This is a genomic window from Lacrimispora sp., assembly GCF_032078915.1.
Taxonomy (GTDB): Bacteria; Bacillota; Clostridia; order Lachnospirales; family Lachnospiraceae; genus Lacrimispora.
Genome location: NZ_DAMAUN010000137.1, coordinates 1 through 11,106, shown reverse-complemented (window position 1 = coordinate 11,106; position 11,106 = coordinate 1). Strand labels below are relative to the sequence as shown.

Genomic DNA, 11,106 nt, shown 5'->3' with positions numbered 1-11,106 from the left:
TACGGTGGTGTGGGAGGACGGTAGATAAAATAATTATCTACCTCCTACCCGATTATCGTTCTTTTTTGTAAAATAGACAATGGAAAAAATCGTTTACCGAAAATATGGAATCTTAATCCGCATAAGTCCCTTTTGATTTAACCAGTTTAGGCCGGTAACCCTGGGCCGTAAGTGCTGCCATAATGGAATTCTTATGTTCCGTGCCAAATGCTTCCATGGTTATGCGAAGTTCCACTGCAGCATTCCGGTTAATGCTGATAAACTGGTTATGATCCAGACGGATGACATTTCCCTGTTCTTTTGCAAGAAGCGCTGATATCTTTGCAAGCTCTCCTGGTTTATCTGGGAGCAGAACAGACACCGTAAAGATACGGTCTCTCTGCATCAGGCCCAGTTGGACGATGGAAGCCATGGTGATCACATCCATGTTTCCTCCGCTTAAGATAGAGACAATTTTTTTATTGTCCACATTCATGTGCTTTAATGCCGCAACAGTCAGAAGCCCCGAATTCTCCACGATCATCTTATGGTTTTCAACCATGTCAAGGAATGACACGATCAGTTCGGAATCCTCTATGGTGATGACTTCATCCACGTTTTCCTCGATGTAGGGGAATAGTTTTTCTCCCGGGCATTTTACCGCAGTTCCGTCTGCAATCGTGTTGACACTTGGAAGGGAGACCACCTTACCCTGTCGTAAGGATTCCTGCATACAGTTGGCACCTGCCGGCTCCACGCCGATGATCTTGATCTTAGGATTTAACATCTTTGCCAGAGTAGAAACTCCTGCGCAAAGACCGCCTCCTCCGATGGGAACCAGGATATAATCAACCGTGGGAAGTTCCTTGATGATCTCCATGGCAATGGTTCCCTGTCCGGCTGCTACGTCCAGATCATCAAAGGCATGAATAAAGGTAAGCCCCCGTTCTTCCGAAAGTTTGTAGGCGTAATTGCAAGACTCATCAAAGACATCACCTTCTAAAATGACCTCCGCTCCATAACCCTTGGTACGGTTTACTTTCATCAGGGGTGCCGTGGTGGGCATAACGATGGTTGCCGGAATGCCGGCCAGCTTTGCAGCATAGGCAACGCCCTGGGCGTGATTACCTGCTGAGGCAGCAATAAGACCTTTGGATTTCTCTTCTTCAGTCAGGGTGCTGATTTTATAATAAGCCCCTCTCACCTTGTAAGCACCGGTATACTGCATATTCTCCGGCTTAAAATATACCTTATTGCCGGTTTGGACGGAGAAATACTCACTGTATACCAGTTTTGTTTCCAGGATAACTTTGCTAACGGCTTCCGATGCTTCTTCAAACTTTTCCAATGTCAACATACTTTACGCCTCTTCTTTCTCTTCAACGTGAAACAATGCGCTTACAAATTCTTTTGCATTGAATTTCTGCAGGTCATCAAGTTTCTCTCCTACCCCAATATATTTTACAGGAATCCCCAGCTCCGACTGGATAGCGACCGCAATGCCACCTTTTGCGGTTCCGTCAAGCTTTGTTAGGATAATTCCGGTAATATCAGCAACTTCCATAAATTGTTTCGCCTGGACAAGAGCATTCTGTCCCGTGGTTCCATCCAGCACTACCAGGGTTTCCCGGTAGGCCTCAGGGTATTCCTTGTCAATGATCCGGTTGATCTTTTTAAGCTCTTCCATCAGGTTTTTCTTATTATGCAGACGGCCTGCGGTATCACAGATTAAAAGATCCGCATGTCTGGATTTTGCCGCTGCCACCGCATCATAAACAACTGCCGCAGGGTCAGACCCTTCCTGTTGGGCGATGATGTCTACTCCGGCCCTCTTAGCCCATTCACTAAGCTGCTCTATGGCTGCCGCACGGAAGGTATCCGCAGCGGCAACGATCACCTTTTTTCCGTCATCCTTCATCTGTCCGGCCAGCTTGCCCACTGATGTGGTCTTTCCCACTCCATTTACGCCGATGATCAAAAGAACGGAGCTACGTTTTTCAAATTCATAGGCATTTTCTCCCAGATCCATCTGTTCCATAATGCTGTCCATGAGAAGCTGTTTGCATTCCATGGGATCCTTGATGTTTTGTTCTTTTACTTTCTTTCTCAAATCCTCCATAATGGACATGGTGGTCTGGATCCCTAAATCCCCCATAATCAGGATCTCTTCAATTTCTTCATAAAACTCATCATCAATGGCTGAAAAGCCACTGAATATGGAATCTACGCCTGCGATGATGTTATCCCTTGTCTTCTGCAGCCCAGCAACCAGCTTGCCAAAGAATCCCTTTTTCTCACCCATAGTCAGCCTCCTTAACTTTCTAAATCTTCTTCAATCAGGTTTACAGATACTAGCGTTGAAACGCCCTTTTCCTGCATGGTAATACCATATAGACGGTCTGCAGATAACATGGTACCACGCCTGTGTGTAATAACAATAAACTGAGTATATTTCGTCAGTTTATGCAAGTATTTTGCAAAACGGTCCACGTTGGAATCATCAAGGGCTGCTTCGATCTCGTCAAGAAGGCAGAATGGAGAGGGCTTTAAGTTCTGGATGGCAAACAGCAGCGCAATTGCCGTCAATGCCTTTTCCCCACCTGAAAGCTGCATCATATTCTGAAGCTTCTTGCCAGGCGGCTGGGATATGATCTGAATTCCTGCTTCCAGGATATCCTCATCCTCCACCAGCTCTAATGTGCCCCGTCCTCCTCCAAAAAGTTCCTTAAACACTTTATCAAATTCCTGCCGTATCTCCCGGAACTTTTCATCGAATTGTTTTCTCATTCCTGTATCCAGTTCATCGATGATCTTTAACAGGGTGCCCTCTGCGGCTACCAGATCATCGTGCTGTGTCTTCATGAATTCATAGCGCTCTGATACCTCTTTGTAATCCTCAATGGCATTGACATTGACATTGCCAAGCTTCCGGATCTCCTCTTTTAAGGACTGGATCATACGTTTGATTTCAGGAAGTGACGTCCATTCCTGGTTCTTTAAATCCTTTGCAGTGGAAAAAGTCAGTTCATATTCATTCCACATGTAATTGACATGGCTCTCCATCCACTCATCCAGTTTTTCCTTCTGGCTTTGCAAACGGAACAGTTCTTTATCCAAAAGGCTGATCCTTCCCGTAAGCTCTTCTCGTTTCCGGAACAGTTCCTTCTGCTCCCTGGAACTGGTCTCTTTTTGTGTGGACTTCTCATTTATGATGCCTTCCAGTTCTTCGGAGTATACCCTTTCTTCCGCGATCCTGCCCTTTAATACCTCAATTTCCTTTTGTTTCTCTTCGATAATGGAGTTAGAACCATGAGTTCCGTTTGAAAGCCCGGCAAGCTCTTCCTCCAGACGATGGACTTCTTCCTTTACACGCCGGATATTTTCCAGTTCAAAATCATCCTTTTGCTTTAAACTTGAGCTTTTCAGCTGCACAGATGATAAGTCCCTGGAATACTGCTCCCGGTCAGCCCTGGCAGTTTCAAGCCGGCCGTTTAAACGTTCCAGCTCTCCGACTGTTTCCTGATTCTGCATCTCCAGCTTATCAACGGCTGAAAGCAGCTCCTGCTGGCTGGCACTGATTTCGCGTATCTGCACTTCAAGCTGGCCGTTTTCCCGCTCTAAGTCTCCGTAAGATTCCTTGATTTCTTCTTTTTTATCTTCAATCCTGCGTATATTTATTTTAACCGTATTTTGCTTTAAATAAAGCTGCTGCTTTTCCGCCCGGATCTTTTCCAGTTCTTCCCTGCTTTCCCCAAGGAGTCCCTCGTTTAATACCAGTTCTTTTTCCAGCCGTTCCACATCGGAAAGAGCCTTGGAGCAGATCTCTTCCAGTTCCTCCATCTCACGCTTACGCCCTAAAAGATTGCTGGAATTTTTAAAGGCACCGCCCGTCATGGATCCGCCTACGCTGAGAAGCTCTCCCTCCAGCGTTACGATCCTGAAAGAATACTGGAACTTTTTTGCAAGTGCAATGGCATGTTCAATGGTATCCACCACAACCACACGGCCAAGCAGATAATTTAAAAGGCCTTGATACCGGTCTTCCGCTTCCACCAGGGTACCCGCAACCCCCAATACTCCCGGTTCCGTAAGAGCCCTGTCCTGGCGGAAGGAATCCCTGTTGCCGACACTGGTTAAGGGAAGGAAGGTGGCTCTTCCATACCGGTTTTTCTTTAGATATTCAATCAGCTGCTTGGCAGTTTCTTCGGAATCAGTAACAATATTCTGGATGCTTCCGCCAAAAGCGGTCTCAATGGCAATTTCATATTTTTTCGGCACCTTGACCAGATCCGCCACGACCCCGTGAATGCCATGGATCCTGTCCCTTACCTCCATGATACGGCGAATGCTGCCGCCATAGCCTTCATACCGCTCAGCTATGTTTCTTAAAGACTCCAGCTTTGTATAACTCGTATGATATTCCTGCTGTTTGTCATTTAAGTTCTTGTTAAGCCTTTTGACCTCGCCTCCCAGCTCTTCTGCACGGTTCTCACTGAACGCCTGGGCTTCCTGGCTTTCTGAGATGTTGGTTTCTATCTCATCCGCTTCCTTTTGAAGAGCTTCCAGCCGTTCATCCTGCTCCGACTCATCACTTTTAAACTTTAAAAGCTTCTGGCAAACCTCAGAACGGCGCACATTCACCTGTTCCAGCATGGTTTCATACCGCTGTTGTTTTGCGGTTAAGGAAGCTTTTTCATTGAGGATATCAATGATGCCGCTCTTTCCTTCCTCAATCTGCTGTTCAAAAAGATGGATTTTCTCATCTTCTGAATTCAGGACTTCTTCCGCATCTTTAAGTTCGTTCACGGCGGCTTTCACCTGGTCGGCAATCAGGGAACGTTCTTCCTCATAAGTAGCGGCCTGAGCCATTTTCATCTGGATCTCAGCATCAATAGCCCTCATGCGCCCGGCAATGTGCTCCGCATTCATCTGTTCCGTGTTGATCTGTTCCTTTAGAACGTTGATCCGGCCTTCCAGGCTTCCCATTTCCATGTTGGATTTATTTTTCTCATTTCCAGCCTTGCTGATAGCCTCCTCAAGCTCCGCTAAATATGTATCCAGAACATCATATTCTTCCCTGATGCCCTCTGATGTCTGCTTTGCCTCCTCCAGATCTTGAGCTACAATGGTTTCCTTTGCCTGGTTTTCCTTCATCTGTACCTGGATTCCCTCAGTCTCCATCAGGAACTGGTTAACATCATACTTTTTTAAATCTTCTTTTAAACGGAGATATTCCTTTGCCGCTTCGGATTGCCTTGCCAGGGGGCCTACCTGCTTTTCAAGCTCTGTGAGAATGTCATTGACACGGATGAGGTTTTGTTTTTCATCTTCAAGCTTCTTTTGGGCGATGAGCTTGCGCCGTTTAAATTTAACAATGCCTGCGGCCTCATCAAATAATTCTCTTCGCTCCTCCGGCTTTCCGCTTAATATCTTATCAATCTGTCCCTGCCCGATAATGGAATACCCTTCCTTACCGATTCCGGTATCATAGAATAATTCATAAATATCCTTTAAACGGCAGGCACTGCCATTGATCATGTACTCACTTTCGCCGGAACGGTAAACCCTTCTTGATACCGTTACCTGGTCGTAATCAATGGCAAGATGATGATCGGAATTATCAAGGGTAATGGCAACATAGGCAAAGCCCTGAGGTTTTCTCAGTTCTGTTCCGGAGAAAATCACATCCTGCATGTTGGAGCTTCGAAGCTGCTTTACCTTTTGTTCACCAAGCACCCAGCGCACGGCATCGGCGACATTGCTTTTGCCGCTGCCGTTAGGGCCTACGATGCCGGTGATCCCATTATGAAATTCAAAGACGATCTTATTGGCAAAAGATTTAAAACCCTGGATTTCAATACTTTTTAAATACATAGTTCACGCCGACAGGCTCTACTGGGCCTGCCCTTTCTTTTCCTTATTATTGTCCGTGCTCTTTGGACATAGAGGTATACCCGCAGGGTGTTTCCTTATTATTGTCCATGCTCTTTGGACATAGAGGTATTCTTGCAGGGTGTTTCCATATTCTTAAGACTGAGAATCCCATGATAGGCAGCCACCTGCTCCGCCGCTTTTTTTGTCCGTCCGGTCCCCTGACCGATTATCTCCTTGCCTATAAGGACCTGAGACTCAAATACCTTGTTATGATCCGGTCCCTCTTCCCGTAAAAGCTCATAGCTTAAGGGCTCGTCCGTCTTGCTCTGCACGATCTCCTGTAAGATAGTCTTGCTATCATAAAAGAGCTGCTTATGTTCCAGATCATTCATGATGAATCGAAGGATAAACTCTTTTGCATTAGCAAAACCACCGTCCAGATAAATGGCCCCAATCAACGCTTCCATAGCATCAGATACGATCGATGCACGCCCTCTGCCTCCGGTGGCTTCTTCCCCCTTGCCCAAAAGCAAGTATTCTCCAAGCCTTATATCCTCTGCACAATAGGCAAGAGTCGGTTCACAGACGATGCTGGCGCGTATCTTTGTCAAATCCCCCTCCGGCCTTTCCGGATACTTGTGATACAGGCAGTCACTGGAAACCACTTCCAGCACAGAGTCTCCCAAAAATTCCAGGCGTTCGTTGCATTCCAGCTTATTTAACCGGTGTTCATTGGCATAGGAGCTGTGTGTCATTGCCTGTGTCATGAGATGGCTGTCCGAAAAACGGTAGCCGATACGCTCCTCTAATTCTTTTAATTTCTTGCTCATCATACACCTCTTCTCATTATGAAAGAAGGTGCTGCGGACAGACTAAAAAGTCCCCGGCAGCACCCACATCTATTAATTTAAAGCATTCTTGATCTGTTCTACTGCGTCACTGACACTTACGATGTTTTCTGCCACTTCTGTTGGAATCTCAATATCAAATTCCTCCTCAATGCCCATAATGATCTGGAACACATCAAGGGAATCAGCGCCAAGGTCATCCACAAATGTGGAGTTCATGGACACCTCATCCGGCTCAATATTTAACACCTCTGCAATTATGTTCTGTAACTTCTCAAATTCCATCTCTTTTCCTTCCTCTCTCCTATTCTTGATTTTCATCATTCTTTTTAAGACTTTCTCTTATCTTATCATTAATTCCCTGTTCTTTGAAGGTCACGCACTGAAGTATGGAGTTTTTCACTTCTGTTGCCTTTGAATTCCCATGGGTTTTTACAACCAAGCCATTCAGTCCCAGAAGCGGCGCTCCGCCGTGCTGAGATGCATCAAATGATTTTAGGCTTTCCTTCAAAGCAGGTTTTACAAGCAGGGCTCCAATTTTGCTCCTTAAACTTCCCATCATACCGCGTTTTACCTTATCGATTAAGGTTGCTCCTACTCCTTCGTAAAGCTTCAGGATTACATTGCCTACAAATGCCTCACAAACAATGACATCTGCACCGCCATGCGGAATCTCTCTGGCTTCAATGCTTCCGGTAAAATGGATATCCTTGCACTCCTTTAACAGTGGAAAGGTTTCTTTTACAAGCGCATTTCCCTTTTCCTCTTCTGCGCCGATATTAACGATAGCCACTCTTGGATTCTTTATTCCCACTACATGCTCCATGTAAAGGGATCCCATCCTGGCAAACTGTACCAAATAGGACGGTCTCGCATCCACATTGGCTCCGCAGTCAATCAGCAGGGAAACGCCTTTTTCCGTTGGGATAAGCGGTGCAAGCGGTGGTCGTTCCACCCCTCTTATCCGTCCGACAATCACCTGTCCGCCAACCAGTATAGCGCCCGAACTGCCAGCCGATACAAAAGCATCCGCTTGCCTTTGTTTTACCAGATTCATTCCCACAACGATGGAAGAATCTTTCTTCTTTCGTATGGCGTTAACCGGAGGTTCATCCGTCTCGATTACCTCTGACGCATTCACAATCTGTATCTGATCCTTTCGAAACGTATGCTTCTTCAGCTCTTCCGATACCATCTGCTCCTGCCCTACTAAGAGAACCTGGACTTCTTTATTCGCGTTTACCGCCTCTACGGCTCCGGCAACCATCTCCACCGGTGCATAGTCGCCGCCCATGGCGTCAACAGCTACTTTTATCATCATGATTCTCCTTTCACATATCGCCTAAGATAATCTATTACATAATATACTAAATATTATACTATAAATCAATAATAATATTGAGAAATTTAAATGCTTCTGGAAACCATGCTTTTTTCCACCTTTTTCATAACGTACAGATAGGAAATTCCTGTAAATAGTGCAGCACTGACCCAAGCCGCAGGGTCACAGGCACAGGATAAAGGAAAGCTGAGTAAGCGTATGGCCAAAGCAGCAGTCACAAGCCTGGCCACAAGCTCCGCAACTCCGCCCATCATGGGAAGAAGGCCATAGCCGCAGCCCTGCATGGTATTTCTGAATATGAAAATCGTTCCCAAAGGAATATAAAAGGCAGCGCACAGATAGACATAGGTTCTTGCCCACGGCAGCATAGTCGTAATATCCACATCCCCTGAAAAAAACAGTCTTAAGGCAAAGGGGATCGTCAGACAGATGACAGCGGAACAGAGCAAAGAATAAACGCTGCTTATCCTCAGCGCAATCTTCACACCATAGCGGATTCTTTTAATATCTCCTTTTCCGTAGTTCTGCCCGGAATAAGTGGCCATCGTCTGCCCCGTGGCAAACATCCCCTGAACCACAAGATTCTGAAACTTGTTGGCCGCCGTATACGCCGCAACAGCCGTTGAACCGAATAAGTTAATGGCTGACTGCATGATTATGGTTCCTGAAGCTGTGATCCCAAACTGGAGGGCCATGGGAATCCCCACAAAAAGCTGATGTCTTGTATCCGCGCTGGTAAGCTTCCACTGGTTCCTGTCAGGAGCCAAAGCCGGGACCTTCTTATAGATGTACATAACACAAAGAACCGCAGATATCCCCTGTGATACATTAGTGGCCCATGCCGATCCTGCCACTCCCATTTGAAAGACGATAACAAAAAGAAGGTTTAATATTAAATTCAGACCTGAGGAAAACGCCAGAAACAAGAGAGGTACCCGGCTGTTTCCTACTGCCCTCAAGAAGGAAGAAAACAGGTTATAAAATATATTGGCAACGATACCAATACAAATGATCGAAATATAGGTATAAGCATCTGCAAAAATGTTATCAGGCGTATTCATCAACCGGAGCAGAGGTTTCATGAATAAAAGGCTTATGGCAGTCATGATCATTATGACAAAGACAGACAGGATGGTGCCATTGGCTACGGAATGCCTTGCTCCCTTTTCATCACCCGCCCCAAACCGCTGACTGGTGAGGACCGTAAATCCCGTACTCATTCCCTGAGAAAATCCAATGACTAAAAACATGATGGTTCCCGTAGAGCCAACCGCCGCCAATGCGTCAGGCCCAACAAAACGGCCTACAACAATGGTATCCACCATATTATAAAGCTGTTGGAAGATATTACCAAGGAAAAGGGGAAGCGTAAATTTTAAGATGACGGAAAGAGGATTTCCTCTTGTCATATCAGTTTCCATAATTTTCATCCTTTGCTCACGTATTGCTCCAGCTTTTTCCAGGTGGCGCAAACGTTATTTTACCATGTTCCTTGTCTGTTGTCACCGTTCTTTTAAAAAAATATAGAAAGTCTCATTCATAAACCGCAGCCATAGCAGCTCCATAATCCCCGATCCTCTCCCCTAACTGAGCAGGAACGATTCTGCATGCAGCTGCGGAAGAGGTGAGAGCCTCCCTGCTGATTTCCTCCCACATGGAGACTTCCATGAATTCGTGGGTTCTGGCGTATATACTGCCGGCCACTATTACCTCCGGATTCAGGATATCTATGAGCATGGACAATCCTCTTCCGAAATACATTCCCGACTCTTTTAATAATTCTACGGCATCTATATGACCTGCCTTTGCGGCCGCTGCCACATCCTTTGCCTTGATATCCTCCTTTTCTCCAGTCTGGAAGGAGGCCTTTTTCCCCTCCTTTTCCATCTGTTTCGCTTTGTCTATTGCCATTTTCCGGATTCCGCCGCCGCTGCAAAATCCTTCCAGGCTCCCCGCCTTACCATATCCAACCGGCCCGTCCTCTTTCAGGCGGACATGGCCAACTTCTCCCGCCATGCCGCTGGCACCTGTATATAAACGCCCATTTAAAATCAGCCCTGCGCCAAGGCCGGTCCCAAAGGTGAGAAATATCATATGAAGAGATCCTCTGCCAGCCCCATATTTCCATTCGGCAAGGGCACAGGCATCGGCGTCGTTTAACATCCTGGCAGGCATCTTTAGTTTATCCGACAGATAAGAAACAATGGGAACTGAAACCCAGCCCGGCAGGTTAGGAGGAGAACAGATGACCATGCGGTCAGGACTCAAAGGTCCTCCGCAGGATATTCCAATACGGCAGTCAGGCCGGGAAACCCCATGGGTCTCTAGCATACGTTCCCCATAAACGCATAACGTATCCAAAACTGCTCTCCAGTCTGATGTTGTCTGTATTTCCTTCCGGTCGATCCATATAATCGTATCGCCCTCCAGCCGGCACAGAAACGCCGCACACTTTGTTCCTCCAATATCAAATCCCATGATATGCATCATAATACCTCAGCCTTCTATTATTATAAGTAAGTTCGATTCGCCTGGCTGCCGGCCAAACGGATATCTTGCCTTCATTAAGTAAAATATGCCAACAGAGCAGGAACCGGCGAACCGGCCCTGCTCTTTCCCTGTTATAAAAAGTATCTGCGTTTAAACCGCACTTATTTTAATGTATCTTTTGTAAGAACGGAAACGCCTGTATCTACGTTCTTGTCTCCTGTATCCTTGCTTTCCAGGGCATTAACAGCTGTCTTCATTCCTTCATATCCCATAACATCAGGATTCTGAGCCATAGTCGCAAGGAGATAACCATCTTTAATCAGCTGAAGGATCATATCGGATTTATCAAAGCCTACGCCGATTACAGTCTCGCCTGCTTCCTGAATGGCATTGCCGGTTCCTACTGTAGAGCCTTCATTGGCTCCGAAAATGCCTACGCAGCCCTGGGTAATATAGTTTGCTGCAATATCCTTGGATTTTGCCGCATCGCCTTCGCCGTACTGAGTTTCCAGGATCTCAAACTTTGTTCCCTCAAATGCAGAACGGAAGCCTCCCTCTCTGGCTACGTTAGAT

At 46.2% G+C, this 11,106-nt stretch carries 9 protein-coding genes; all 9 read right to left on the bottom strand.

Going from position 1 to position 11,106, the window contains the following annotated elements:
- Positions 1-112: 112 nt before the first annotated feature.
- Positions 113-1,336, bottom strand: coding sequence for a threonine ammonia-lyase (gene ilvA / locus RT269_RS28330; RefSeq protein WP_313187732.1), 1,224 nt, complete (start codon positions 1,334-1,336; stop codon positions 113-115).
- A gap of 3 nt (positions 1,337-1,339) precedes the next feature.
- Positions 1,340-2,281, bottom strand: coding sequence for a signal recognition particle-docking protein FtsY (gene ftsY, locus RT269_RS28325; RefSeq protein ID WP_054791255.1), 942 nt, complete (start codon positions 2,279-2,281; stop codon positions 1,340-1,342).
- A gap of 11 nt (positions 2,282-2,292) precedes the next feature.
- Positions 2,293-5,853: a chromosome segregation protein SMC gene (gene smc / locus RT269_RS28320; RefSeq protein WP_313187730.1), complete on the bottom strand. Its 3,561-nt coding sequence runs from the start codon at positions 5,851-5,853 to the stop codon at positions 2,293-2,295.
- A 98-nt stretch (positions 5,854-5,951) separates the two neighbouring features.
- The gene (rnc, locus tag RT269_RS28315) at positions 5,952-6,683 is read right to left on the bottom strand and encodes a ribonuclease III (protein WP_313187735.1); all 732 of its coding nucleotides are present in this window, start codon (positions 6,681-6,683) and stop codon (positions 5,952-5,954) included.
- Between the two features lie 72 nt (positions 6,684-6,755).
- Positions 6,756-6,986, bottom strand: coding sequence for an acyl carrier protein (gene acpP, locus RT269_RS28310; protein ID WP_100304767.1), 231 nt, complete (start codon positions 6,984-6,986; stop codon positions 6,756-6,758).
- 19 nt (positions 6,987-7,005) lie between these two features.
- Positions 7,006-8,019 carry a phosphate acyltransferase PlsX gene (gene plsX, locus RT269_RS28305; protein ID WP_313187734.1) on the bottom strand — a complete coding sequence of 338 codons (1,014 nt, stop codon included), beginning with the start codon at positions 8,017-8,019 and terminating at the stop codon, positions 7,006-7,008.
- An 89-nt stretch (positions 8,020-8,108) separates the two neighbouring features.
- Positions 8,109-9,464, bottom strand: coding sequence for an MATE family efflux transporter (locus RT269_RS28300; protein ID WP_313187727.1), 1,356 nt, complete (start codon positions 9,462-9,464; stop codon positions 8,109-8,111).
- A gap of 112 nt (positions 9,465-9,576) precedes the next feature.
- A complete protein-coding gene (locus tag RT269_RS28295) occupies positions 9,577-10,533 on the bottom strand; it encodes an ROK family protein (protein WP_313187725.1) in 957 nt (318 codons plus the stop codon).
- 161 nt (positions 10,534-10,694) lie between these two features.
- Positions 10,695-11,106: substrate-binding domain-containing protein (locus RT269_RS28290; protein WP_313187723.1), on the bottom strand; the 412-nt coding region annotated here is incomplete at its 5' end.

What these genes read in the sequence shown, in the direction of transcription:
- ftsY (WP_054791255.1), bottom strand. Translation starts at nt 2,281, where the DNA reads ATGGGTGAGAAAAAGGGATTCTTTGGCAAGCTGGTTGCTGGGCTGCAG.
- plsX (WP_313187734.1), bottom strand. Translation starts at nt 8,019, where the DNA reads ATGATAAAAGTAGCTGTTGACGCCATGGGCGGCGACTATGCACCGGTG.
- RT269_RS28295 (WP_313187725.1), bottom strand. Translation starts at nt 10,533, where the DNA reads ATGATGCATATCATGGGATTTGATATTGGAGGAACAAAGTGTGCGGCG.
- acpP (WP_100304767.1), bottom strand. Translation starts at nt 6,986, where the DNA reads ATGGAATTTGAGAAGTTACAGAACATAATTGCAGAGGTGTTAAATATT.
- RT269_RS28300 (WP_313187727.1), bottom strand. Translation starts at nt 9,464, where the DNA reads ATGGAAACTGATATGACAAGAGGAAATCCTCTTTCCGTCATCTTAAAA.
- ilvA (WP_313187732.1), bottom strand. Translation starts at nt 1,336, where the DNA reads ATGTTGACATTGGAAAAGTTTGAAGAAGCATCGGAAGCCGTTAGCAAA.
- rnc (WP_313187735.1), bottom strand. Translation starts at nt 6,683, where the DNA reads ATGAGCAAGAAATTAAAAGAATTAGAGGAGCGTATCGGCTACCGTTTT.
- smc (WP_313187730.1), bottom strand. Translation starts at nt 5,853, where the DNA reads ATGTATTTAAAAAGTATTGAAATCCAGGGTTTTAAATCTTTTGCCAAT.